This window comes from Nonomuraea phyllanthi (assembly GCF_006334985.2).
Taxonomy (GTDB): Bacteria; Actinomycetota; Actinomycetes; order Streptosporangiales; family Streptosporangiaceae; genus Nonomuraea; species Nonomuraea phyllanthi.
Genome location: NZ_VDLX02000001.1, coordinates 888831 through 912655, shown reverse-complemented (window position 1 = coordinate 912655; position 23825 = coordinate 888831). Strand labels below are relative to the sequence as shown.

Sequence of the window (23825 nt, the reverse complement as noted above, 5' to 3'; positions counted from 1 at the left end):
ATCCAATGGGAGGCTCCGATGGTCCTGATCGTTCTGCTGGCCGCCACGCTGGTGTTCCGGCTGCTGGGGGCGCTGGGCGTGGCCAGGTTCACCACCTGGCGGGTCAGCGCCGCCCACGGCCTGGCCGTCATGCTGGTGATGACGGCCAGTGCGCACTTCGTCCCGGCGGGCGTGACCTTCATGCCCAACCACGCCGACATGGTGGCCATGGTGCCCTCGTTCGTGCCGTTCCCGGCCCTGGTGGTCCACCTCACCGGCGTGCTGGAGCTGGCCGGGGCCGCCGGGCTCGTGCTCGAAAGGACCCGGGGGCTCGCCGGCGTCTGCCTGGCGCTGCTCTTCGTGGCCCTGCTCCCGGCCAACGTCCACGCCGCCCTGGCCGGCCAGGAGGTGACGCCGCTGTGGCAGCGGGTCCCCGAGCAGGCGCTCTACATCGCGATCGCGCTGTGGCAGCGCGGCGTGCGGGTCGGGGAGCTCGCTCCCACCAGGTCGTGAGCGGGGGTCGATGTCTTATTAATTCGTTGTCTATCCAAACTATTGACCTTCGATACGCGCCTGTGTGAGCCTTCTGGTAGAGCTCATGCGCGAAGGCGCGGCGACGGTCAGGGTCCTGCACTCTGCTCGTGCATGGCGGTCATCTGAAGCCTTTGGGGCGCCTGCTGGCGTGCCTGGAAAGGAAGAGCCGCGCATGCGAAGAAGATTATTCGTCCTGCTGACGGCCGCGGCCGTGCTCCTCGTGGCGGCGATCGTGCGGATGTCGCCGGTCTCGGCCGTCGCCTCCGACCCGTACGCGTTCAAGAACGTCAGGATCGACGGCGGCGGCTTCGTGCCGGGCATCATCTTCAACCCGTCGGAGAGGAACCTCATCTACGCCCGCACCGACATCGGCGGCGCGTACCGGTGGAACCAGTCGAGCAGGACCTGGACGCCCCTGCTCGACTGGGCCGGCTGGGACGAGTGGGGCTACAACGGCGTGATCAGCCTCGCCACCGACCCCGTGCAGACCAACCGGGTGTACGCCGCCGTCGGCATGTACACCAACAGCTGGGACCCGAACAACGGCGCGATCCTGCGCTCCACCGACAAGGGGAACAACTGGCAGGTCACGACGCTGCCGTTCAAGCTCGGCGGCAACATGCCGGGCCGGGGCATGGGCGAGGCGCTGTCGGTCGACCCGAACGACAACCGCGTCCTCTACTTCGGCGCCCCCAACGGCAACGGGCTCTGGCGCAGCACCGACTACGGCGCCACCTGGGCGAAGGTCACGAGCTTCCCCAACCCCGGCAACTACGCCCAGGACCCCAACGACTCCAACGGCTACCTCAGCCACAAGCCGGGCGTCGTCTGGGTGACCTACGACCCGCGCTCGTCCGCCAAGGGCAGCGCCACCAAGACCATCTACGTGGGCGTGGCCGACAAGGAGAACAGCGTCTACCGCACCACCGACGCGGGCGCCACCTGGTCGCGCGTCGCCGGGCAGCCGACCGGTTACCTCGCCCACAAGGGCGTGCTGGACACCGTCAACGGCTACCTCTACATCGCGACGAGCGACACGGGCGGCCCGTACGACGGCGCCAAGGGCGACGTGTGGCGCTACGCCACCGCGACCGGCACCTGGACGCAGATCAGCCCCATCCCGTCCTCCAGCAGCGACGACTACTTCGGCTACAGCGGCCTGACCATCGACCGGCAGCACCCGGGCACGATCATGGTGGCCACGCAGATCTCGTGGTGGCCGGACGTGATCTTCTTCCGCTCCACGGACTCCGGCGCCACCTGGACCCGCGTGTGGGACTGGACGTCGTACCCGAACCGCAGCTTCCGCTACAAGCAGGACATCTCCGAGAACCCGTGGCTGTCGTTCGGCACCAACCCGCAGCCGCCCGAGGTCACGCCGAAGCTCGGCTGGATGACGGAGTCCCTGGAGATCGACCCGTTCGACTCTGACCGGATGATGTACGGCACCGGCGCCACGATCTACGGCACCGAGGACCTGACCAAGTGGGACTCCGGCGGCCAGTTCACCATCAAGCCCATGGCCAGGGGCCTGGAGGAGACGGCAGTGCTCGACCTGATCAGCCCGCCGAGCGGCGCGCCACTGGTCAGCGCCCTGGGTGACATCGGCGGGTTCCGCCACGCGAACCTGGACGCCGTCCCGTCGATGATGTTCACGGCACCGGTCTTCACCTCGACCACGAGCCTGGACTACGCCGAGAAGTCGCCGTCCGTCATGGTCAGGGCCGGCAACTTCACCGACGCCGACCGCCCGAACGACAGCCACGTGGCCTTCTCCACGGACGGCGGCGCGAACTGGTTCCAGGGCACCGAACCGGGCGGCATCGACGAGGGCGGCACGGTGGCCGCCGCCGCCGACGGCTCCCGCTTCGTCTGGGCGCCCAAGAACGTCACCCCCGTCTACTCCGTCGGCTACGGCAACTCCTGGCAGCAGGCGTCCGGCCTGCCCACCGGCGCCGTCGTGGAGTCGGACCGCGTCAACGCCTCGAAGTTCTACGGCTTCAGCGGCGGCCGGCTCTACGTCAGCACCAACGGCGGGGCCTCCTTCACCGCCACCGCCGCCTCGGGGCTGCCCAGCACCGGCAAGTTCAAGGCGGTGCCCGGCCGGGAGGGCGACCTGTGGCTGGCCGGGGACGGCGGCCTGTGGCACTCGACCGACAGCGGCGCCTCCTTCGCCAAGGTCTCGGGCGTCTCGAAGTCGGTGAACGTGGGCTTCGGCAAGGCGGCGCCCGGCGGGACGTACATGGCGGTCTTCACGGTCGCCACGATCGGCGGGATCACCGGCCTCTACCGCTCGGACGACGCCGGGGCGAACTGGGTGCGCGTCAACGACGACGAGCACCAGTGGGGCAACATGGGCGAGGCCCTCACGGGCGACCCCAGGGTGTACGGGCGCGTCTACCTCGGCACGAACGGCCGGGGCATCATCTACGGCGACCGTACCGGCCCGCCCGTCACCGTCACCCCCACGCCCACTCCCACGCCGACCCCGACCCCCACCCCGACCCCCACCCCGACCCCCACGCCGACCCCGGGGACGGGCTGCGCGGCCACCTACAAGACGGTCAACGAGTGGTCGGGCGGCTTCCAGGCGGACGTCACCGTCAAGAACACCGGCACGGCCGCGATCTCCGGCTGGAAGGTCACCTGGACCTGGTCCGGTGACCAGAAGATCTCCCAGCTCTGGAACGGCACCCCGACCCAGACGGGTGCCGACGTGAGCGTCACCAACGCCAGTTACAACGGCAACCTCGCGGCGAACGCGAGCACGTCGTTCGGCTTCACGGGCAGCGGGGCCGGCACGCCGCCCACCACGCTCACCTGCGCACCCGCGTGACGGCGGGAGGCGCTCCGGCGCCTCCCGTCACAGGGTGCTCCCGGTGCCGCCGTCGTTCAACGGCGGCGGCTCCGGCGGCGTGACCGGCTGCTGTCGTCCTGCCTGCGGCGAGGCCTCGGACCTGGCGGGGCCGGCGTGTGGAGCAGGACGATCCTTGCGGCAGACATGAAGTCGCCCCCTTCCGGCATATCGTCCCAAAATCCACATTACCCGCGCGAACGGCACTTCTTTGGCATCAGCCCCGGAAAGCTCGTCTCCCATGTAGACAACGTTCTTGTGGAGCGCTAACGTCGTCTTCAACAGAGACAAAGTCACGGCAGCCAGGGCGCCCATCCCGGCGTGGTACTACTGGAGATCCGCGAAGGAGGCCTACCGGCAAGATGGTGCACCCATGACCGAGCGTTACCTCGGTGTCATCGGCGTCGCCGAGGCACTGGGCGTGACCCGTCACGCGGTGCACAAGTGGCGCAGCCGCTATCCCGACGGCTGCGATCACCCGTTCCCCGGCCCGGACGTCGAGGTCGACGGCTCTCCCGGCTGGCGGCCCGAGCGGCTGCCGGAGATCGTGCGGTGGCGCGAGGGCCTGCCCGGCCGCGGCGCCGGCGGGGGCCGCCCCTCTCTCGCGCGCCAGGAATACCTTACGGCGGCGGCGGCGCGCGGCCTCACGAGGGACGAGGCGATACGCACGCTCGCCACGTTCGCCGCCGAGTTCCCCGAGATGACCGAGCCGGAGATCTGCGCCTGGCTCGTCGGGAAATGGCGCCCCTAGCTTCCCCACGCACACCGGCACGGAAGGCGATGACCCATGCCCGAGATAGGCGGAGAGACCGCACCAGGATTCGAAGCAGTACGCGAGGCGTTCGCCGCCAACCTGGCCGGCGGCCTGGAGACGGGCGCCGCGGTCAGCGCGTACCTGCACGGCCGGAAGGTCGTCGACCTGTGGGGCGGCATCGCCGACCCCGAGACCGGCCGCCCCTGGGAGCGCGACACCCTGCAGCTCGTCTACTCCACCACCAAGGCGATCACCGCCACCTGCGCGCTCCTGCTCGCCCAGCGCGGCGAGCTGGACCTCGACGCGCCCGTGGCCGACTACTGGCCCGAGTTCGCGGCCGGCGGGAAAGAGCGGCTGCCGGTCCGCTGGCTGCTCACCCACCAGGCCGGGCTGCCCGCGATCGACCACCCGATCACCCCGGAGGAGGCGATCGCCTGGGAGCCCATGGTCAGGGCGCTGGCGGCCCAGCGGCCGTACTGGGAGCCCGGAACGGAGCACGGCTACCACGCGCACACTTTCGGCTGGCTCGTCGGAGAGGTCGTCCGCCGGGTGTCCGGCCGCAGCCTCGGCACGTTCCTCGCGGAGGAGATCGCCGCGCCCCTCGGGCTGGACCTGTGGATCGGCCTGCCCGCGGCCGAACGGCACCGCGTCAGCCGCATCCTCGCCGGAAAGCTCGACCCGGAGGCCATGGTCGGCATCGACCTGGACACCGTCCCCGAGCCCATGCGCGACGTCATCGCCGCCTACGCCGACCCGACCTCGCTCACCGTACGCTCGCTCATGGTCGTCAGGCCCGCCCTCGACCACAACAGGCCGGAGGAGCAGGCCGCCGAGATGCCCGCCACCAACGGCATCTGCACGGCCCGCTCCCTGGCCCGCTTCTACGCCGCGCTCATCGGCGAGGTGGACGGCCACCGCATCCTCACCCAGGACACCCTGGCCGCCGCCACCGCCGAGCAGGCCACCGGCATCGACCGCGTCCTGCGCGTGCCCGTACGGATCGGCACCGGCCTCGGCCTGCCCACGCCGGACGCGTTCTGGTACTCGCCCACCGCCTTCGGCTTCCCCGGCCTCGGCGGCTCGCTCGGCTTCGCCGACCCGGCGACGGGGCTCGCGTTCGGCTACGTCATGAACCGGGTCGTGGAGGGCACGCCCGACCCCCGGGCCGCCGGCCTCCTCGCCGCGGTCCAGAGCGCCATGGAGGCCCAGGGCGCCGGGAGTGTCCCAATCCTCTGAATGGTCAGCTCGCCGACACCGAGAAGCTGTTGGTGCGGAAGTCCATCCCGCCGCTGGACGACGTGATCTCGTAGCCGAACTGGACGTCGCCGAGCGTCACGTCACCGAACCAGTTCCTGGCCCGCAGCCAGGTGAGGACCGCCTTGATGTCCACGGTCCCTGACATGGCGTTGCCCTGCCGTACGAACGAGAACACCTGGTTGGACCCGTTGGAGCCGCGGTAGACGTCCCAGCTGTGGCCGCCCACCGACGCGCTCGTCTGCCGCGACCCCAGCGGCCCCACCGGGCCGTACTTGTTCATCCAGAGCATGATCTCGTAGGTGTGGCCGTCGCACCAGATGTCGTACGCGGAGGTGTAGGCGCCGCCGTTGGGCACGGTGACGTTGAAGCTGCTGGTCACGCTGCCGAGCGCGCTGATCCGCCGGTTCACGTTCCTCGTGGCGTTGGGGTAGGACTTGACGCCGCCGGTGTTGGGGTGGTCCGCCCAGACACCCCAGTTGCTGTACGAATTCGCCCAGATCGTCTGGGGGCCATGGCCGCTGCCCCAGATGTTGTTGTAGAGCGTGTAGCCGCCGTTGGTCCAGGTGGCCCACTGGTCCGACGACCACCAGACGGCGGCCTGCGCCGGCTGCGCGAGCACTCCGACGAGCGCGACGATCAGGAAGGACGGGACGAAGAGGCGGAGCATCCTGAGCATGATCTCCCTTTCCACGGTGGTCCGTCGAACGGTCTGTCGAAGCGCTTCGACGAAATCGACGCGGCGCCGGGACCGGGTCCGACGGGAAGTGGAGTCACCGTAAATCCACGTGCGCGCGGAGAGAACAGCGCCGAGAAAGGAATTCTCACGCCGCAGGTCAACCCCGGTGAGGGGAAGGCAGGATCGAGGTGAAAGTTTCACGCCGCCCCGCGCTGCGCCGCTACGGGGGGAGGGGAGACGCAGGTCACACCGGATGCGTGTTATGAGCCCGCCGGGCCATGTGTCTTGAGGGTGTAACAGCGTGACGGCGGTGACCAGGGACCGACCTTGGCGGCCGCCACCGTAGGAGGAGACATCATGAGCAAGGTGTGGTTCGTCACCGGTTCGTCGCGCGGCCTCGGCCGCAACTTCGTCGAGGCCGCCCTGTCCCGCGGCGACCAGGTGGCCGCGACCGCCCGCGACGCCGCGAGCCTGGACGATCTGGTCGCCGCCCACGGCGACACCGTGCTCCCCCTGGAGATGGACGTCACCGACAAGGCCGCCGTCTTCGAGAGCGTGAAGCGGGCCGAGAGGCACTTCGGCCGGCTGGACGTCATCGTGAACAACGCCGGCTACGCCCAGGTCGGCGCGGTCGAGGAGCTGAGCGAGCGGGAGCTGCGCGCCCAGCTGGAGACCAACCTGTTCGGGGCGGTGTGGGTGATCCAGGCCGCGCTGCCGTTCCTGCGCCAGCAGCGCTCCGGGCACATCGTCCAGCTCTCCTCGGCGGCCGGGGTCATCGCCATGCCGCTCGGCGGCGCGTACCACGCCTCCAAGTGGGCCCTGGAGGGCCTGAACGAGGCCCTCGCCGGCGAGGTCGCCGAGTTCGGCGTCAAGGTCACCATCATCGAGCCCGGCGGCTTCGCCACCCGCCGTGGCAAGAACCCCGACCCGCTGGCCAACGGTCACATGGCCCAGACGGACCCGGCCTACGACGCTCTCCGCAGCCGCCTCGGCGCGGTCGCCGGGAAGCAGCCCGCCGGCGACCCGGCCGCCGCGGCCCAGGCGCTCCTCAAGCTCGTCGATTCCGACAACCCGCCCCTGCGGGTGCTGTTCGGCCAGGGCTTCTACCCGATGATCCAGCAGGCGTACGCCGACCGGCTCAAGACCTGGTCCGACTGGCAGGACCTGTCGGCGGAGGCGCACGGCGGGCCCGCGCCGTCGGAGCCGTCCCAGCCCTGAGCGAGCCGGAGCAAGGAGAGAGGGCGGCACATGACCGACCACGCCACCAACGAGGCGACCGAGACCTTCCTCGCCTACCGCAACCTGCTCTTCACCGTCGCCTACGAGATGCTCGGATCGGCGGCCGACGCCGAGGACGTCCTCCAGGAGACCTGGCTGCGATGGGTCAAGGCCGACATGGAGCAGGTGCGCGACCCGCGCGCCTACCTGGTCCGGATCACCACCCGGCAGGCGCTCAACCGGCTGCGCAGCCTGAAGCTGCGCAAGGAGGCGTACGTCGGTCCGTGGCTGCCCGAGCCGCTGCTCACCGCGCCGGACGTGGCCGAGGACGTCGAGCTCGCCGAGAGCGTGTCGATGGCGCTGATGCTCGTCCTGGAGACGCTGTCACCGACCGAGCGAGCCGTCTTCGTGCTGCGCGAGGCCTTCGAGGTCGGCTACGACGAGATCGCCGCCGCCATCGGCAAGAGCCCCGCCGCCGTCCGCCAGATCGCCTACCGCGCCCGCCGCCACGTCGACGCCCGCCGCCCGCGCGAGGCGGTCTCCTCCAGCGAGACCCGGGCGGCCCTGGAGTCGTTCCAGCGCGCGCTCGAAGGCGGCGACCTGCAGGGCCTGCTCGACGTGCTCGCCCCGGAGGTCGTGCTGGTGAGCGACGGGGGCGGCGTCAAGCAGGCCGCGCCCCGGCCCATCACCGGCGCCGGCAAGGTGGCCCGCTTCATCCTGGGCAGCATCGGCAAGGCCGGCGTCACGCTCACCGGGGACCCCACCGCGGTCAACGGCAACCCGGGGCTCGTCGTGCGCGTGGACGGGGAGATCGACGGCGTCATCGCGGCCCGGGTCGAGGACGACCGCCTCACCGGCCTGTACTACGTCCGCAACCCGCAGAAGCTGACCCGCATCGCCTCGGAGACCCCGCTCACCCTGCGGTGACCGCCGGTGCTGATCCTGGCCCTGCCTTTCAGGACGGAGCGTGTTACCTGATGCATGCGTACGACATCGCTGTGCCTGCTCGCGGTCAACGATGTTGATCGGTTTGCCTTGGATGACCGGTTCCCGCGTGTGTGATCCACAGGGTGCGCGCTTCGTCATCGATCGCGTACCACAGCCGACCGCCCGACGTCGCTTCGTACTGCCATTGCTCCAGCGGGTCCCCGCCCACCTTCACAACGCCGAGCGCTCCCTTGAGCGGGTGCTGGCGAGAGTCCACGCGCCTCGGGTCACTCGTGACGGCCTCCCAGGCCCGATCGAGATTCTCCCGTGCGTGAGCGAGTAGATGATTCCAACCTTGGGCGGCGCGGCGATCAGCGAATCGAACGCGCCACGGATTCGGGCGGGGAACGTCATCTCCTCGCCCCGCCATCAGGACTCGGCTCCCGGACGAGCGGCGTCCGGCCCATCACCGGAGAAGGGCCCTTGCAACTCGCGGGCGAGGCGCGGATCGCTCCAGACCACTGCCGTGGACCGCCACGAGATCAGCGATCGGGCGAACGGCAAGAATTCACCCGTGTCGGCTCCCGCGATCAGATGGTCGAGCAACTCGCGGACGCACTGATGACGCTCGGTCTCGGGCAGCCAGGTGAGCCAGGGAAGCTCCTCGGCCAGGACCTCCTCGGCCAGGGAGGCGTTGCGGCGAGCCACGGTGGCCAACGCCCGGCCGGCGATCCGCAGGCTGGCCGCCCCGGCCTCGAAGCGCTCCGCACGCATGAGGATGAGGTTCTCGTCGTCGCGCCGTTCCAGGATGACGTCGGCGTCGTCCAACGTGGGCAGCACCTCTGAAGGCCCTCTGAGGAATGTGCTGTATGGGAAGCTCCTGGTCGCCATGGCACCATCTTATCTGAAGTAGTTCAGATCCACACGATCATTCACGCCAGGACCGCGCCGCCGGCGACGTCGACGATGACGCCGGTGATCCAGCTCGATTCGTCTGACGCGAGGAACAACGCGGCTCTGGCGACGTCCTCGGGGGTGCCGAGCCGCCGCAGCGGGTGTGACTCGGCGAGCGAGTGCTGGACGTCGTCCGGTATCCACTGCTTGTTCGTCTCGGTGAGGATCGTCTCCGGGGCCAGGCAGTTGGCGCGGATGCCGAACGGTCCGACCTGGGCGGCCAGATCCTGGGTGAAGATCTGCACGCCGGCCTTGGCCGCCGCGTACGCGACGATGGTCCGTTCGCTCGGCTTGCGGCCGGCCGCGGAGGACAGGGTGATGATGTTGCCGGTTCGGCGGCGCTTCATGTCGGGCAGGAAGCACTTCACGGTCAGGAACGTACCGGTCAGGTTCCGGTCGATGTCGGCTCGCCAGCTCTCCTCCGTGATGTCCTCGATGGCCGTGGGCCGGCTGTTCGAGCTGCCGGCGTTGGCGACCAGGACGTCGACGTGGCCGTACCGTTCGAGGATCCGCTCACGCATCCTGGAGAGGTCGTCGGCGACCGTGACGTCGCCGAGCACGCTCATGACCTCGCCCCCGAGATCGCTGATGCGGGCCTCGACCGCGGCGAGCGCGGCTTCGTCGCGGCCGTGCAGCGCGACACGGGCGCCCGCGTGCGCGAACGCCATCGCGACGGCCGCGCCGATCCCCCGTGAACTGCCGGTGATCAGTGCCACCCGGTCCTTGAGCAGGCTCATCAGTCGTCACCTCTCTGCCATAAGTTCGTGATCGCACACCGTCGCCGCTCAGCCGGACTGGGGGAAGTCCTCGGGCCCGAACAGCCTCAGCACGTGCGACTCGCCTTCCCAGCCGGGCCAGAGCTCATAGTGCAGCTTCATGAAGCGGGAGGTCCAGTCCACGGCCTCCTCCTTGCTGCCGACCTCGTAAACGGCGTAACTGATGAGTTCCTTGCTCTCGGCGAACGGGCCGTCGGTGACGTGCAGCTTGCCGCCGGTCACTTCGACCCTGGCCCCCTGCGAGCTGGGCGCGAGGCCGCTCTGGTCGACCAGGGCGCCGGACTCGGTGGCCTGCCGGCCGAGCTTGGCGATGGCCTCCATGAGCTCCGCGGGTGGCGGGCCGTCGGGCTGGGTGGCGGTGAGCGTGACCAGGTAACGCACGATGGTTCTCCTCCGAGAGGATGGTCGGGTCAGACGGGGTTGCGGGAGAGGTTCAGGGACAGGAGCGACAGCCAGCTCCAGATGGCCAGGATGCCGACGATGAACAGGATGTTGGTCCAGGCCGCCCCGCCGCCGCTGGCGATGCCCAGGAAACTACCCAGGAACAGGGTGCCGGTGACGCGCGAGTAGACGGCCCAGCCCTTGCGGCCCTCGCGGGAGAAGCGGGAGGCCACGACGTACGAGGCCGCGATCATGCACAGGAACCCGACGGCCCCCACGACAAGGTGCCCGATGCCTGACATGGTGACGACTCCTGGCCCCTCCGGGGTTCCCGCCGGGAAGCCCATCGTCGGGTCGGCCTTGAAGACTGCGGCGCCGATCAGGCTGACGCCGAAGGCGCCCACCAGCAGCGGTGCCCATCGCGCGCCCCGGCCGGGCGTCAGGGCCCCGCGCAGGCCGGCGGCGCAGGCGATGGTCAGCAGGCCGGTGACGACGAAGTTGGCGGTCTGGATCCAGCCCAGATCACCGTTGGCCAGCAGGCTCCAGGAGTGGCGGGCCAGGTCGAAGCCCTCGCGGGTGAAGGCCTGAGCCAGGCCGGCCACCACGTACAGGGGACCCGCGACCACGCCGGCGGCCAGCAGCGGTCGTGCGGGGGCGGCGGAGTGGGTGAACTGCTCGGTCATGGTCCTTGTCCTCACGTCTGCGTGTCTTGCCTACGCGTCGAACGGTGCGAGCCGTTTTCGACAGCCTGCGGCGAGATCTTTGAGGATTTTCGGCGGTCACCGGAGCAGGCGGCACGATGCGCTGTCGGTCATCGGCGTTCTGCGCCCTGCCATCGCCACGCGAGGTCGCAGAGACGATCTCGCCGTGGGAGTTCATGTTGGACGATTTTCACCGATGCATGAAGCGCAAGCCAGGCAAGCAGCCGGACATTAGCCGGACATTTGTCACCGTGCGCTTCCCCTTCTCAGAACGTGTGCACGGAGATCCGCTACCGATGTGGTGCCCATGCGCTCGTCGAGACCGGTTCGGACCGGCGAGGTTCGACATGGCCCCTGGTCTGCATGACGGGCGTGGGTGCCCCGAGGTATCGCCGGGCCGAGCCCCGAGCGCCCCTTGTGGAAGGCGTTGCTTTCAGCCTTTGATGGCCCCGACGATGACGCCCTTGGTGAAGTGACGTTGGACGAACGGGTAGATGATCAGGGCCGGGATCACGGCGATCACCACGATGGCCATCTTGATCGCCAGGGTGGGCGGGGCGTCGCCCGTCACGCCGGCCGTGGCGCTGGGCAGCGGGTTCGAGTCGACCACGTACTGGCGCAGGATCAACGCCAGCGGCCACTTGCGGGTGTCGTCGATGTACAGCATCGCGTTGAACCACGCGTTCCAGTAGCCCACCGCGTAGAACATCGCCACCACCGCCGTCACCGCCTTCGACATGGGCAGGACGATGCGCCACAGGATGCGGAACTCGCCGGCCCCGTCGATGCGGGCGCTGTCGAGGATCTCTCCCGGGATGTTCATGAAGAACGAGCGCAGCACCACGACGTTGAACGCGGAGACCGCCGTCGGCAGGATCAGCGACCAGTACGTGTCCTTCAGGCCGAGGCCGCTGACCATCAGGTAGACGGGGATGATGCCGGGGAAGAACACGAACATCAGCAGGATGCTGAAGAGCAGCGGGCGGTGCAGGAAGGAGCCGGGGCGCGACAGCGAGTAGGCGCCGAGGATGCTGACGCCGGCGCTGATCAGCGTTCCCACGACCGTGACCCCGGTGCTGACCAGGACGGCGCGGCTGACGACGGTGTCGGAGAAGATCTGCCGGTACGCCTCGAACGTGATCCCGTCCGGCACCAGCACGAGCCCGCCCACGCGGTTGACCGTGGCGGCGGAGCTGAGGCTGGTCAGGACGATGACGTAGAGGGGGCCGAGCACGGCCACGACGATCAGGGTGATGAGGGTGCCCTTGCCGAGCTGGCCGACCGGTGAGGGGCGTTCCTCCCAGGGGGCGAGCCGGCCGCCGCGCGGGCGTGATGTCAGGACGCTCATGATCGTGAATACACCCCTCGCTCGCCGAGCGCGTGCGCGACCCGGTTGGCGGCCAGGATGAGCAGCAGCCCGACCAGGCCCTTGAACAGCCCGGCCGCCGCCCCGTACCCGAGGTCCCCGGTACGCATGCCGGACCAGTACACGAACGTGTCGAAGACTTCGGACGCCTGGCTGCCGACGGCGCTGCGTTGCAGCATGAACTGCTCGAACCCGACGTTCAGGGCGTCGCCGAGCCGCAGGATCAGCAGCAGCACGATCACCGGCCGCAGCCCGGGCAGCGTGATGTGCCACATGCGGCGCCACCGGCGCGCCCCGTCGACGGCGGCGGCCTCGTACAGGTTGGGGTCGATGGTGCTGAGCGCGGCCAGGAAGATGATCGCGCCCCAGCCCGCGTCCTTCCAGATGGTCTGGGACGTGATGAGCAGGATGAAGGTGTCCGAGTTGGTCATCCAGTCGACGCCCTGGTGGCCGTTCTCGCGCAGGATCTGCGCCAGCAGGCCCGCGCCGCCGAACATCTGCTGGAAGATGGCGATGACCAGCACCCAGGAGAAGAAGAACGGCATGTAGACGACGCCCTGCACGAACGCCCGCAGCCGGGCCGAGATGATGCTGTTGAGCAGCAGCGCCAGCATGATCGGCACGGGGAAGTAGAAGACGAGCTGGAAGGCGGTGATGGACAGGGTGTTGGCGATGGCGCGCAGGAACTGGGGGTCCTGGAAGAGCAGCGCGAAGTTGGTGAAGCCGATGATCGGGCTGCCGGTGATGCCGCCGGTGTAGGGGTTGTAGTCCTGGAACGCGATGACGTTGCCGAGGGCGGGGACCCACCAGAAGGCGACGACGATCAGGAGCATCGGCAGGTTCATCACCAGCAGCGGCCAGTCCCGCCGGAGCTTGGCCCGCCAGGTGAGCGTCACCGCCGTCCCCTCGGCGGTGACCTTGCGGGGCCGGGTGGCGGTCAGCATCCCCATGGCCGGTCCTCAGTCGCCGACGCACTTGCCACCGTCACAGGCGGCCGTTCTCTCGCGCGACCTTCATGTAGAACTCGCGTGCCTCGTTCCCGCCCTGCTCCTGCCACTCCTTGACGATCTTCGGCCATTCGGACACGGGCCGCTTGCCCCGGAAGATCTCCTGCATCTTGTCCTCGGTCGGCGTGACGAGCCCCGCCATCTTGGACGGCGTCTCCACCCGGATCCCCACGAACGGGTCGTTGTCGAGCACCTTCGCGGCGCCGACCTCCCAGTCGTACAGGGACTGCACGAGCTCCGGGTACTGGCTGGTCGCGTTGGCGTTGGGCCGTCCCGACAGGAACATGTACGTGGGCGCGACCTCCTTGCGCCCGAGCGCCGTCTGCTTGATGGTGCCGTTCTCGACGGTGTAGTGCTTGCCTTCGACGCCGTTGAAGACCAGCTCGTACTCCTGCGTCCCGAACGGCGCGGAGGTCCAGTTGGCCAGGGCGATCAGCTCGCGCGTGCGGGCGTCCCCGAGGCCCTTCTTGATGAAGGCGAACATGCTGGCGGGCTCGTTGCGCCACACGATGGGCGCGCCGCCGGCGTGCGCCGGGTACGGGGCGACGATGCCCTGCTCGAACTTGGGGTTGTCGGGCAGGAAGCGGTCGAGGTTCTCGTGCCAGGCGCCGAGGCCGTCCTTGTAGATGATCATCTGGCCGCTGCCGAAGATGGCCTTGTTGTCGGCGTCCTTGTTGGCGACGACGTCGGGGTGCACGTACCCGGCCTCGAAGATCTTCGTGAGCAGCTCGATGTGCGCGGCCCACTCGGGGGTCTCGTACTTGTACTCGAGCGTTCCGTCGCTCTTCTTGCGCCACTCGCGCGGCGCGCCCATGGCGCGCTGGACCTCCTGGTCAATGCCGCCGTACGCCCAGCGCTTCTTCTTCGGGTCGGTGATGGCCTTGCCCAGCTCCATCAGGTCGTCGGCGCTCTTGGGGTGCTCCAGGCCGAGCTCCTCCAGGATGTCCTGGCGGACGAACGTGGCGAACGGGAACGGGTCGTTCTGCCAGGGGATGCCCTGGAGCACGCCGCCGAAGACGCTGTACTGCCAGGCCGCCGTGTCGTAGTTGGCCAGCATGGGGAACTCCTTGGCCTTGTCCCCGGCCAGGAAGGGGGCGAGGTCGGCGAAGAGCTTGTTGGCCGCCTCGGTGAAGTGGGCGATCTTGATGAGCTCCCACTGCGGGACGCAGATCATCTCGGGCACGTCGCCGCTGGCGAGCAGGGTGCTGAGCTTCTGCCCGTACGTGTTGCCGTCGGAGATGTTGAAGCGGACGACGCCGCCGAGGCGCTCGTTGACCGTGTCGTAGTAGGAGTTGCTGCCCAGTCCTGGCGGCACGGTGCCCCACAGCGGCGTCATCGCGGTCACTTCCTTGCCGCTGGTCAGCGGCTTGGTGGTGACGGCCTGCACCATCTCGGCGGGGCGGGTCAGGAAGCCGGGCGCGACGAACTCGCTGCCCGCGAGCTCCGGCTTGAGCCCGGGGATCTCGAACGGGATCCGCGTCGGCACCAGGCTCTTGAGCTTGTCCGCGGCGACGGCCGTACCCTTGGACAGCTGCTTCTTCTCGGCGCAGCCCGCCACCAGAACGCTCGCGCCGACCAGACCGAGGAACCCGCGGCGAGTCGTGTTGGTCGCCATCGCGTCTCCCTTCTCGGAGTAGGGATGGCCTTACCAAAATTAGTTGGTATTCCGACCAAACAAATTAGTAGACTGTGACCGCAGCCACAAGGGATCGCGACGGTCACAGGTTGGTGAAGGGAGCCCACGATGCGGCATGCTGGGGTCATCTCTTGGCGGGAACGGGGCTGATATTGATCACTTCAACGACCGGCCCTCAGCCGGCCGACTTCGCCGACGTACGGGCCACCAACCTCGCGGTCGTCCTGCGGTTCGTGCGCGAGCACGCGCCGTGCTCGCGGGCCGACATCGCGGCCTCCACCGGGCTCAACAAGGCGACGGTCTCCAGCCTCGTCGCGGACCTCATCGACCGGCGGCTGGTGCGCGAGACCGGGCTGACGGAGAACCGGGTCGGCCGGCCCGCGACGATGCTGGTGCTCGACGGCTCGCCGTACGCCGCCATCGGGGTCGAGATCAACGTCGACTTCGTGTCGGCCGTGGCGACCGACCTGGCGGGGGAGCGGCTCCTGACGTGGCGGCGCGCGTTCTCGGGCGGTGACTCGGTCAACCAGGGCATCGCGGGGGTCGGCGCGATCATCAGGCGCGTGGTCGGCCGCATGGCCAAGGAGGAGCGCCAGGTCCTCGGCCTGGCCGTGGCCGTGCCGGGGCTGGTCGACGTGCAGGGGACCGTACGCATCGCGCCCAACCTGGGCTGGCGCGACGCCGACATCGGCGGCGACCTGACCAAGGCGCTGCGCGACCCCGGCTTCCCCATCCAGGTCGACAACGACGCCAACCTCGCCGCCCTGGCCGAGCAGCGGTTCGGGGCCCATGCCGGGGCCTCCGACCTGATCTACCTGACGGGCGAGGTCGGCGTGGGCGCCGGCGTCATCCTCGACGGGCGGCTGCGCCGCGGCCGGCTCGGCTTCAGCGGCGAGATCGGCCACGTGCAACTCGACCCCGACGGCCCCGCGTGCCACTGCGGGCGGCGCGGCTGCCTGGAGGCCATGGCCGGGATCGGCGCCGTGCTGGGCAAGGACCCCTCGCAGGCCGAGATCCAGATGGAGGTCGAGGAGTCCGTACGCCTGGCCCGCGCCGGCGACCCCGCCACCCTGGCCACCCTGGAGTCGGTGGGCCACAGCCTCGGCAAGGGCGTGTCCGCCCTGGTCAACCTGCTCGATCCCGAGGTGGTGATCCTCGGCGGCTACTACGTGCCGCTGGCGCCGTGGCTGCTGCCCGCCGTGCACGAGGAGGTGCGCGACCGGGTGATCGCCTCCGGTTCCGGCGGGTGCCAGGTGGTGGCCTCGACGCTGGGCCACGACGCGGCGGCTCTCGGCGGGGCCGCGAGGGTGCTGGATTCCGTAGATTCGGGGAGATTGCCCCGAGTCCCTTGACCTCGCTCTCGGTGGCGTGCACTCTTCAGTCAACCCACCGAAATGTCCGCGTAACTTCCCCAGGCCGGTCGTCGAAGCGCTTCGACACTCTCAGAGGGATGACCATGCAAGAACCCTTCCGCGACCCATCGGTCCCGATCCCCGACCGGATCGACGACCTGGTGCGCCGGCTCAGCCTCGAGGAGAAGGTGGGCCTGCTGCACCAGTACCAGCGGCCGGTCGAGCGGCTGGGCCTCGGCGCGTTCCGCACGGGCACCGAGGCGCTGCACGGGCTGGCCTGGCTCGGCCCGGCCACCGTCTTTCCCCAGGCCGTCGGGCTGGCCTCGACGTGGGACCCCGACCTCGTGCGCCGGGTGGGCGAGGCGACCGGCGACGAGGTGCTGGCCTTCCACCACAAGGACCCCTCGGGCGCCGGCCGCAACGTTTGGGCGCCCGTGGTGAACCCGCTGCGCGACCCCCGCTGGGGGCGCAACGAGGAGGGCTACTCCGAGGATCCGTGGCTGACCGGCGTCATGGCCGCGGCGTACGCCGGCGGGCTACGTGGGAGCGCTCCCGGCGTGCTGAAGACCGCCCCCACGCTCAAGCACTTCCTCGCCTACAACAACGAGACCGACCGCTGCACCACCTCCAGCAACCTGCCGCCCAGGGTGCTGCACGAGTACGAGCTGCCCGCCTTCAGGCCTGCCATCGAGCAGGGCGCGGCGGTGGCGGTCATGCCGTCGTACAACCTGGTCAACGGCCGCCCCGCGCACCTCAGCCCGCTGATCCGGCGGGTGCTGCGCGCGTGGGCGCCCGACGACCTGCTGGTCGTCAGTGACGCGTACGCGCCGGGCAACCTCACCGCGCTCCAGGGCTACCACGACACGCTGCCCGAGGCGTACGCGCACGCGATCAAGGCCGGGCTCGACAGCTTCACCCAGGACGACGACCGCTCCGAGGCCACGCTCGGCCACCTGCGCCAAGCGCTCGCGCGGGGCCTGCTCGGCGAGGAGGACGTCGACGGGGCCGTGCGGCACGTGCTGTCGATCAGGTTCCGGCTGGGCGAGTTCGAGGCGGCGACGCCGTACGACGACGTCAACGGCAACGTGGTCAACTGCCCCGAGCACCAGGCGCTGGCCAGGGAGGCGGCGCGGCGCTCGCTCGTGCTGCTGCGTAACGACGGGCTGCTGCCGCTCGACGGCGTGACGAAGATCGCGGTGATCGGGCAGCTCGGCGACGCGCTCATGGAGGACTGGTACAGCGGCACCCTCCCGTACGCGGTCACCGCCCGCCAGGGGCTGGCCGAGCGGTGCGAGACCGTGTTCTGCGAGGCGGTCGACCGGGTGACGCTGTCGTCGGAGTCGGGGCCGGTGGCCGCCGACCCGGCGGGCGGGCCGCTGAGCGTCAGCGGGGCGGAGCCGGGCACGTTCGACCTGTTCGACTGGGGCGGCGGGGCCTACGCGCTGCGGGCCGTGGCGACCGGCCGGTTCGTGTCGGTGGACGGCATGACGCTGGTCAACGACCAGCCGGGGCCGAACGGGTGGGAGGTGCGCCAGACGTTCCGGATGGAGGAGCGGCCGCGCGGCACGCTCGCCCTGCGCCACATCTCGACCGGCTGCTACGTCGGCGCGGGCGAGGACGGCGTGCTGCGCCTGGTGGACGACGCCGACCAGGCGGTCTGGCTGGCCATGGAGGTGGTCAGGAGCGGCACCGAGCAGGCCGCCCGACTGGCCGCCGAGGCCGACGTCGCGGTGGTCGTGGTCGGCGACCACCCGCTGGTGAACGGCCGCGAGACCGAGGACCGCATGACGCTGGCCCTGGCCCCCGGCCAGGACGCCGTGGTGCGGGCCGCTCGCAAGGCCAACCCCCGCACCGTCATGGTCATCACCAGCGGCTACCCGCTCACCTGGACCGACGACGAGCTGCCCGCCGTGCTGTGGTCGGCGCACGGAGGCCAGGAGTACGGCCACGCCCTGGCCGACGTGCTCTTCGGCGACGCCGACCCGGAGGGCCGCCTCACCCAGACCTGGTACCGGTCGGAGCAGGAGCTGCCCGACCTGCTCGACTACGACATCATCGCCTCCGACGCCACGTACCTGTACTTCCGCGGCGTGCCGCTGCACCCGTTCGGCCACGGCCTCAGCTACACCACCTTCGACTACGCCGACCTGCGCGTGCGCGTGGACGGCGACGTGGTCAGGGCCGAGGTCACGGTGACCAACACGGGCGGCCGGCCGGGCGTCGAGGTCGTGCAGTTCTACACCCACCAGCGGCGCTCGCGCGTCAAGCAGCCGCTGCGCCGCCTGCGCGGGTTCGAGAAGGTACGCCTCGCGCCGGGCGAGAGCCGTACGGTCACCCTGGCCCTGCCGGTGGCGGACCTGGCGTTCTGGGACGTGACCAGGGACAGGTTCGTCGTGGAGAGCGCGCCGCACCGCCTGATGGTCGGCCGCAGCGCCACCGACCTGCGCCTGAGCGCCCGCTTCGAGGTCGAGGGCGAGACCGTCCCGCCCCGGTCGGGGCGGCTGCGCGCGGACGCGCACGACGAGTACGACGCGATCACGTTCGTGGACGAGACCAAGGAGGACGGCGACGCCGTCAGGTCCGACGCGGAGGGAGCCTGGATCCTGTTCCGGCAGGTGGACCTCGACGGGGTCACGTCGTGCGTGGCGACGGCCGGCAGCGCGGAGGGCGGCGTGATCACCATCCGCCGCGACGACCCCCTCTACGGCCAGGCCCTGGCCACGTTCCCGGTGCCGAGGACCGCCCGCTACGCCTACCACGCCATCTCCGCGCCGCTGGCGGAGGCGGACGGGGTGCACGACCTCTACGTGGTGTTCGAGAATGACGGCGTGACGCTGGCCAGGCTCGACTTCGGAGGCGGGGATTGAACGGGCGCACGGTCACGATCGCCCAGGTCGCCAAGCACGCGGGCGTCGCCGTCAGCACGGTCTCCTACGTGCTCAGCGGCAAGCGTACGATCTCGGCCGACACCAGGCGGCGGGTGCTCGACAGCATCAGCGCGCTCGGCTACCACCCCAACGCCGGCGCCCGCGCGCTGGCCAGCAAGCGCTCCAACGTGATCGCGCTGGTGCTGCCGCTGCGCGCGGGCGTGCACGTGCCCGTCATGATGCGCTTCGCCGGCGCGGTGGTCACGGCCGCGCGCCGGTTCGACCATGACGTGCTGCTGCTGACCGCCGACGAGGGCGCCGCCGGCATCCGCCGGGTGGCCGCGAGCGCGCTGGTGGACGCGCTGGTGCTGATGGACGTCGAGATGGACGACCGCAGGGTGCCGCTGCTGCGCGAGCTGGCCGAGCCGAGCGTGCTCATCGGCTTTCCCGCCGAGCCGGGCGGGCTGACGTGCGTGGACCTCGACTTCCGCGCCGCGGGCGCGCGGTGCGTGGAGCACCTGGCCGAGCGCGGCCACGAGGAGATCGCGCTGCTCGGGGCCCCTTCGGTGGTGTACGAGCGGGGCACGGGGTTCGCCCGGCGGACCCGCGAGGGGTTCGTGGAGGCGGTCGAGGCCCACGGGCTCACGGGTGTCGCGCTGCCGTGCGAGGAGACGTTCGACGACGTCTACGAGACCGTACGCGACCTGTTGCTCGACCATCCCGGCACGTCCGGGCTGGTGGTGCACAACGAGGCGGCGGTCGGCCACGTGCTGGGGGCGCTGCGGCAGCTCGACCGGCGGGTGCCGCACGACGTGGCGGTGGTCGCGATCTGCCCCGACGACGTGGCCGAGCGCGCCAGCCCGCCGCTCACCTCGGTGCTGATCCCGGCCGAGGAGGTGGGCCGCGAGGCGGTCCGCCTGGTCATGGACAAGCTGGAGGGCCGCGTGGTGCCCCACTCCACCCTCCTCGCCCCGCAGCTCGCCATCCGCGCCAGCACCTGAGGCGAATCTCCCTTCTTCTCCAAGGTTGCACCGCGTGGTTGACCGCCCACGTCAAGCGATGCCCGTTTTTGTGCTCAATGTGGTTCAGTGTCGCTTTCTTCGGGCAGGCTCACGCGAAGGCAAGGGGAGGAAGGGAAGATGACCACGTCTGTGCAACCGGCGGCAACCGGCCAGATGGCCGGGCGTCCGACCCCGACCGGCCTGGCCGACGTCATCGACACGATTCTCGATCGGGGTCTCGTGATCGACGCCTACGTCAGGGTCTCGCTCGTCGGCATCGAGGTGCTCACGATCGACGCGCGGGTCGTCGTCGCGAGCGTCGACACGTACCTGCGCTTCGCCGAGGCCGCGAACCGGGTCGACATGTCCCAGACCGGAGAGAAGGGACTGCCCGAGGTCCTGGAGGACACGAAGGGCGCGGCCGGCGTGGACCGCACCAAGAACGTGGTCCAGGGCGCCCTGGAGGCGGCCGACGAGAAGCTGACCGACATCGTCGAGTCCCACACCGCCAGGAGAAAGGCCCCTCGTAGCCGTCGCGACGAGCGCGAAGAGGAAGAGTGAGCGAGATGGCACGATCGACCAAGGTCTCGGGAGCCTCCGTGCCCAAGCAGGCCACCCGCCGGGATCAGAACATCGCCTCATATGTGTACGGGATCGTGCCCGCGGACATGGAGCTGGATTCCGACGACCGCGGGCTGGGCGACCCGCCGGGAAAGGTCGAGCTCGTACGGCACGGCGAGGTCGCGGCCATGGTGAGCGACGTCGACGTCGAGCAGCCCCTGGGAAAGCCCGGCGACTACCTGGCCCACGAGCGGCTGCTCGACTCGGCCGCCGCCAGGACGCCCGTGCTGCCGTTCCGGTTCGGCGCGGTGATGGCCACGCCCGAGTCCGTCGTGGAGGAGCTGCTCAAGCCGTTCCACGACGAGTTCCGCGCCGCGCTCCAGGACCTGGAGGGCCAGGCCGAGTACATCGTCAGGGGCCGCTACGTCGAGGCCGCCCTCATGCGGGAGATCCTCACGGAGAACCCGGAGGCGGCCGCCCTGCGCGACGCCATCCGCAGCCGCCCGGAGGACGCGACCAGGAACGAGCGGATCAGGCTCGGGGAGATCATCGCGGCCTCGATCGAGGCCAAGCGCGACATGGACACCCGCCAGATGGTGGACGCGCTGTCCGGGCACTTCTCCACGGCGGTCGTCCGCGACCCGTCGCACGAGCAGGACGCCGTGCACCTGGCCATGCTCGTCAGGACCGACGGGCAGCGGGCGCTGGAGGAGGCGCTGAGCCAGGTCGGCGAGCGCTGGGAGGGACGCGTGAGCCTCCGGCTGCTCGGCCCCCTCGCCCCTTACGACTTCGTCATCGCGCAGGAACAGGGGGTATGACCCATGGGCCTGCTGGGGCTGATCCTGGGGCTGCCGTTCGCGCCCATCCGGGGGCTGGTCTGGCTCGCCGAGCTGTTCCAGGAGCAGGTCGACATGGAGACCAGGAACCCCGCCTCCGTCCGGCGGCACCTGGAGGAGATCGAGGCGGCCAGGGCGGCCGGCGAGATCACCGAGGAGGAGGAGAGCCGGGCGGTCGAGCGGGTGCTCCAGCTGATGGCCACAGGGCGGGGCTGATTCAGGTGATCGAGAAGCGTGCCACCGCCACCCGGCCGCGCGAGTCCCGCGAGCCCCGTGAGTCCCGGGAGCCCCGCGAGGCGCGGCGCAGGGGGCTGACGGCCGTGACGGCCGGCGGGGTCGGGCTCCAGCACATCAGCGACCTGACCACGAAGGAGCCGGAAGGGGTCACGGCGGTGGAGCCGGTCGAGGGCGGCTGGAAGGTCGGCGTCGAGGTCGTCGAGGACCGCCGCATCCCCTCATCGGGCGACATCCTCGCCCTCTACGAGGCCGAGATCGACACGGAGGGGAACTTGATGTCCTACCGCAGGCTGCGGCGCTACCGGCGGTCCAACGCCGACTTCGGTGAGGCGTTGTGACGTGGACAGAATAGGAGGAACCACCGCGCCCGCGGTGCGCCAGCCGTACGGGGGGTCCGGCCGCGAGCCGGCCAACCTCGGCGACATCCTGGAGCGCGTGCTCGACCGCGGCGTCGTGATCGCCGGCGACATCCGGGTGAACCTGCTGGACATCGAGCTGCTCACGGTCAAGCTGCGCCTGCTGATCGCGTCCGTGGACACGGCCAGGGAGCTCGGCATCGACTGGTGGGAGCACGACCCGTGGCTGTCCGGGCGCGACCGGGAGCTGATCGAGGAGAACCGCCGCCTGCGCCGCCTGCTCGCCGTGCGGGGCGGGGATGAGTGACACGGGGAGCCGAGCGGTGACGGGGGACGCAGGGACCTACGTGTACGCGGTCGCCCGCTCGGCCGTCGAGTGCCCCGACGGCGTCGGGTCCGTACGCACCGTCGCGGGGGCGGGCCTGGTGGCCTACGTGAGCACGGTGCCGCTGGCCGAGTTCGGGGAGGAGCCGCTGCGCCGCTCCCTGGAGGACCTGGACTGGCTGTCGGTGACGGCCCGCGCCCACCACCGCGTGGTGGAGACCGTGGCGGCGGCCACCCCGACGGCGCCGGTCCGGCTCGTCACCGTGTACGCCGACGACCAGCAGGTACGCGACCTGCTGGAGCGGCGCAGGGACGACTTCCTGGACGTGCTCTCCCACGTCACCGGGCGCAGGGAGTGGGGCGTCAAGGTCTACGCCGGCCACTCCTCCGAGCCCTCCGCCACGGCGCGGGGAGGCGGCGACGCGCGCAAGCCGGAGGGGGGCGACGCTCACAAGCCAGGGAACGGTGACGCGCGCAAGCCCGGGACCGCGTACCTGGAGCGCCGCCGGGCCGGCCTGCGCGGTCGTGAGCAGGTCCGCAGGCAGCTCCTGGCCCGCGCCGACCACATGCACGCCGCCCTGTCAGCGCTGTCCGTCGCGAGCTGCCGCCACCGCGCCCAGGACCCGCACCTGTCCGGCCGGACCGAGATGATGGTGCTGAACGGCGCCTACCTCGTGGACGAGGGCCGCGACGAGGAGTTCGCCGCGGCGGCCGGAGGTCTCGGCGGGGACGGCGTGGAGGTGCGCCTGACCGGCCCCTGGGCCCCGTACTCCTTCACGGTCATGGAGGCACGGTGACCCGCGACGTGGTCGCCGACGACCGGATCCCGCCCGAACGGGTCGCCCTGGTCGACCTCCTGGACCGCCTGCTGGCCGGCGGCGTCGTCCTGACCGGCGACCTCGTGCTGTCGATCGCGGACGTCGACCTCGTCCGCGTCTCGCTGCGGGCCATCATCACCTCGATCGAGGCGGCATGAGCACGGAGGCGCCCCGGCTGCGCATCGCGGCCGACTCGGAGACGGTCGAGCGCGACCTCACCCGGCTCGTGCTCACGCTCGTCGAGCTGATCCGCCAGCTCGTGGAGCGGCAGTGCGTACGGCGCATGGAGCAGGGTGACCTGTCCGACGAGCAGATCGAGGCGCTCGGGGTGAGCCTGATGCGCCTGGACGAGGCGATGAGCGACCTGCGCGACCGGTTCGGCCTCGCGCCCGAGGACCTCAACCTGGACCTGGGCCCCCTCGGCACCCTTCTCTGACCGGGAGGGGCGGGGTC

General features: G+C 70.4%; 25 protein-coding genes. 17 read left to right on the top strand and 8 right to left on the bottom strand.

Annotated features, from left to right (window positions below):
* The first annotated feature begins 18 nt into the window (after positions 1-18).
* The 4 genes from FH608_RS04310 to FH608_RS04295 all read left to right on the top strand — a co-directional run bounded on the left by FH608_RS04310 (position 19) and on the right by FH608_RS04295 (position 5357).
* Positions 19-492 carry a DoxX family protein gene (locus FH608_RS04310; protein ID WP_139628460.1) on the top strand — a complete coding sequence of 158 codons (474 nt, stop codon included), beginning with the start codon at positions 19-21 and terminating at the stop codon, positions 490-492.
* 193 nt (positions 493-685) lie between these two features.
* Positions 686-3349, top strand: a complete 2664-nt coding sequence (locus FH608_RS04305; protein ID WP_139628458.1) for a cellulose-binding domain-containing protein — start codon at positions 686-688, stop codon at positions 3347-3349.
* 391 nt (positions 3350-3740) lie between these two features.
* Positions 3741-4118, top strand: a complete 378-nt coding sequence (locus FH608_RS04300; RefSeq protein ID WP_139628456.1) for a hypothetical protein — start codon at positions 3741-3743, stop codon at positions 4116-4118.
* A 36-nt stretch (positions 4119-4154) separates the two neighbouring features.
* A complete protein-coding gene (locus FH608_RS04295; RefSeq protein ID WP_139628454.1) occupies positions 4155-5357 on the top strand; it encodes a serine hydrolase domain-containing protein in 1203 nt (400 codons plus the stop codon).
* 4 nt (positions 5358-5361) lie between these two features.
* Here FH608_RS04295 and FH608_RS04290 read toward each other — a convergent pair whose 3' ends face one another.
* A complete protein-coding gene (locus FH608_RS04290) occupies positions 5362-6054 on the bottom strand; it encodes a glycoside hydrolase family 12 protein (protein ID WP_139628452.1) in 693 nt (230 codons plus the stop codon).
* 357 nt (positions 6055-6411) lie between these two features.
* On the opposite strand from FH608_RS04290, the gene FH608_RS04285 reads away from it, so the two are divergent.
* On the top strand, positions 6412-7272 hold the full coding sequence (locus FH608_RS04285; protein WP_139628450.1) for an SDR family NAD(P)-dependent oxidoreductase: 861 nt from the start codon (positions 6412-6414) through the stop codon (positions 7270-7272).
* 30 nt (positions 7273-7302) lie between these two features.
* Positions 7303-8199 (top strand): RNA polymerase sigma-70 factor, encoded by an 897-nt coding sequence (locus tag FH608_RS04280; protein ID WP_139628448.1) that lies wholly within the window; start codon positions 7303-7305, stop codon positions 8197-8199.
* Between the two features lie 429 nt (positions 8200-8628).
* Here FH608_RS04280 and FH608_RS04270 read toward each other — a convergent pair whose 3' ends face one another.
* The 7 genes from FH608_RS04270 to FH608_RS04240 all read right to left on the bottom strand — a co-directional run bounded on the left by FH608_RS04270 (position 8629) and on the right by FH608_RS04240 (position 14999).
* Positions 8629-9039 carry a hypothetical protein gene (locus FH608_RS04270; protein ID WP_226898951.1) on the bottom strand — a complete coding sequence of 137 codons (411 nt, stop codon included), beginning with the start codon at positions 9037-9039 and terminating at the stop codon, positions 8629-8631.
* A 92-nt stretch (positions 9040-9131) separates the two neighbouring features.
* The gene (locus tag FH608_RS04265; protein ID WP_139628442.1) at positions 9132-9890 is read right to left on the bottom strand and encodes an SDR family NAD(P)-dependent oxidoreductase; all 759 of its coding nucleotides are present in this window, start codon (positions 9888-9890) and stop codon (positions 9132-9134) included.
* Positions 9891-9938: 48 nt separating this feature from the next.
* Positions 9939-10310: a YciI family protein gene (locus FH608_RS04260; RefSeq protein ID WP_139628440.1), complete on the bottom strand. Its 372-nt coding sequence runs from the start codon at positions 10308-10310 to the stop codon at positions 9939-9941.
* 29 nt (positions 10311-10339) lie between these two features.
* Positions 10340-10993: a DUF998 domain-containing protein gene (locus FH608_RS04255; RefSeq protein ID WP_139628438.1), complete on the bottom strand. Its 654-nt coding sequence runs from the start codon at positions 10991-10993 to the stop codon at positions 10340-10342.
* A gap of 451 nt (positions 10994-11444) precedes the next feature.
* The gene (locus FH608_RS04250) at positions 11445-12359 is read right to left on the bottom strand and encodes a carbohydrate ABC transporter permease (RefSeq protein WP_139628436.1); all 915 of its coding nucleotides are present in this window, start codon (positions 12357-12359) and stop codon (positions 11445-11447) included.
* Positions 12356-13327: an ABC transporter permease gene (locus FH608_RS04245; protein ID WP_139628434.1), complete on the bottom strand. Its 972-nt coding sequence runs from the start codon at positions 13325-13327 to the stop codon at positions 12356-12358. The genes FH608_RS04250 and FH608_RS04245 overlap by 4 nt, the downstream gene beginning before the upstream one ends.
* A gap of 34 nt (positions 13328-13361) precedes the next feature.
* Positions 13362-14999, bottom strand: a complete 1638-nt coding sequence (locus FH608_RS04240; protein ID WP_139628432.1) for an extracellular solute-binding protein — start codon at positions 14997-14999, stop codon at positions 13362-13364.
* Positions 15000-15172: 173 nt separating this feature from the next.
* On the opposite strand from FH608_RS04240, the gene FH608_RS04235 reads away from it, so the two are divergent.
* The 11 genes from FH608_RS04235 to FH608_RS04185 all read left to right on the top strand — a co-directional run bounded on the left by FH608_RS04235 (position 15173) and on the right by FH608_RS04185 (position 23808).
* Complete coding sequence (locus FH608_RS04235; RefSeq protein WP_139628430.1) at positions 15173-16372, top strand: ROK family transcriptional regulator; 1200 nt, start codon at positions 15173-15175, stop codon at positions 16370-16372.
* Positions 16373-16476: 104 nt separating this feature from the next.
* Positions 16477-19239: a glycoside hydrolase family 3 protein gene (locus FH608_RS04230; protein WP_139629025.1), complete on the top strand. Its 2763-nt coding sequence runs from the start codon at positions 16477-16479 to the stop codon at positions 19237-19239.
* Positions 19236-20240 carry a LacI family DNA-binding transcriptional regulator gene (locus FH608_RS04225; protein WP_139628427.1) on the top strand — a complete coding sequence of 335 codons (1005 nt, stop codon included), beginning with the start codon at positions 19236-19238 and terminating at the stop codon, positions 20238-20240. The genes FH608_RS04230 and FH608_RS04225 overlap by 4 nt, the downstream gene beginning before the upstream one ends.
* Positions 20241-20378: 138 nt before the next feature.
* The gene (gene gvpJ / locus FH608_RS54705) at positions 20379-20801 is read left to right on the top strand and encodes a gas vesicle protein GvpJ (protein ID WP_139628425.1); all 423 of its coding nucleotides are present in this window, start codon (positions 20379-20381) and stop codon (positions 20799-20801) included.
* Positions 20802-20806: 5 nt separating this feature from the next.
* The gene (locus FH608_RS04215) at positions 20807-21619 is read left to right on the top strand and encodes a GvpL/GvpF family gas vesicle protein (protein WP_139628423.1); all 813 of its coding nucleotides are present in this window, start codon (positions 20807-20809) and stop codon (positions 21617-21619) included.
* A gap of 3 nt (positions 21620-21622) precedes the next feature.
* Entirely contained in the window at positions 21623-21853 is a 231-nt protein-coding gene (locus FH608_RS04210; protein WP_139628421.1) for a gas vesicle protein GvpG, read from the top strand.
* A gap of 5 nt (positions 21854-21858) precedes the next feature.
* Positions 21859-22212: a gas vesicle protein GvpO gene (gvpO, locus tag FH608_RS04205; RefSeq protein ID WP_226898946.1), complete on the top strand. Its 354-nt coding sequence runs from the start codon at positions 21859-21861 to the stop codon at positions 22210-22212.
* 1 nt (position 22213) lies between these two features.
* Positions 22214-22537, top strand: a complete 324-nt coding sequence (gene gvpJ / locus FH608_RS04200) for a gas vesicle protein GvpJ (RefSeq protein ID WP_263008729.1) — start codon at positions 22214-22216, stop codon at positions 22535-22537.
* Between the two features lie 16 nt (positions 22538-22553).
* Positions 22554-23351, top strand: a complete 798-nt coding sequence (locus FH608_RS04195) for a GvpL/GvpF family gas vesicle protein (protein WP_226898944.1) — start codon at positions 22554-22556, stop codon at positions 23349-23351.
* The gene (locus FH608_RS04190; RefSeq protein WP_139628417.1) at positions 23348-23530 is read left to right on the top strand and encodes a gas vesicle protein; all 183 of its coding nucleotides are present in this window, start codon (positions 23348-23350) and stop codon (positions 23528-23530) included. The genes FH608_RS04195 and FH608_RS04190 overlap by 4 nt, the downstream gene beginning before the upstream one ends.
* Positions 23527-23808 carry a gas vesicle protein K gene (locus FH608_RS04185; protein ID WP_139628415.1) on the top strand — a complete coding sequence of 94 codons (282 nt, stop codon included), beginning with the start codon at positions 23527-23529 and terminating at the stop codon, positions 23806-23808. The genes FH608_RS04190 and FH608_RS04185 overlap by 4 nt, the downstream gene beginning before the upstream one ends.
* The last annotated feature ends 17 nt before the right edge of the window (positions 23809-23825 follow it).